Genomic DNA, 566 nt, shown 5'->3' on the forward strand with positions numbered 1-566 from the left:
GATCAAAGCCTGCTTGCGGCTCCCCGTAGCTTTTCGCAGCTTACCACGTCCTTCATCGGCTCTTAGTGCCAAGGCATTCACCGTATGCCCTTAGTAGCTTGACTTAAAATTACTTCGATATTTTGGCGTCTGCCGCGTCACGCCTCCGCTCCGCTCAGTCGACATACTTGAGTATAGTCTCCTTCGCTGTGCTCAGCGTTCCTTGCATCCATCCAAAATCTCTTTGTAATTTTCTGGTTCAGTACTAAGGAACTTACGTTCCCTAGTATTTCTCGTTACTCGTTTCTAAATTCGCATTTAGATCAGAGGTGCTTAAACATTCATCACAATGTCTAAGACTTTAATTTGTCTCTTCTATGAAGTTTTCAAGGTTCATGTTTCAGGGACGAGCCCTGAGAACCGAATATTGTTCTTGACAGATGTGCGTCGACGAGAATAGAAGTAAGTCCTTAGACTCCTTCGGTTCTCCATAGAAAGGAGGTGATCCAGCCGCTCGTTCTCGAACGGCTACCTTGTTACGACTTCACCCCAATCATCGGCCCCACCTTAGACAGCTGACTCCTAAA

At 46.3% G+C, this 566-nt stretch carries 2 rRNA genes; both read right to left on the minus strand.

Features of this window, described 5'->3' with window-relative positions:
• A 23S ribosomal RNA gene (locus tag ACTQY1_RS11265) occupies positions 1-104 on the minus strand; the annotation flags it as partial.
• A gap of 369 nt (positions 105-473) precedes the next feature.
• Positions 474-566 (minus strand): 16S ribosomal RNA (locus ACTQY1_RS11270); the annotation flags it as partial.

Origin of the sequence: Acidaminococcus sp. HCP3S3_G9_1 (assembly GCF_052122455.1) — a bacterium.
GTDB lineage: Bacteria > Bacillota > Negativicutes > Acidaminococcales > Acidaminococcaceae > Acidaminococcus.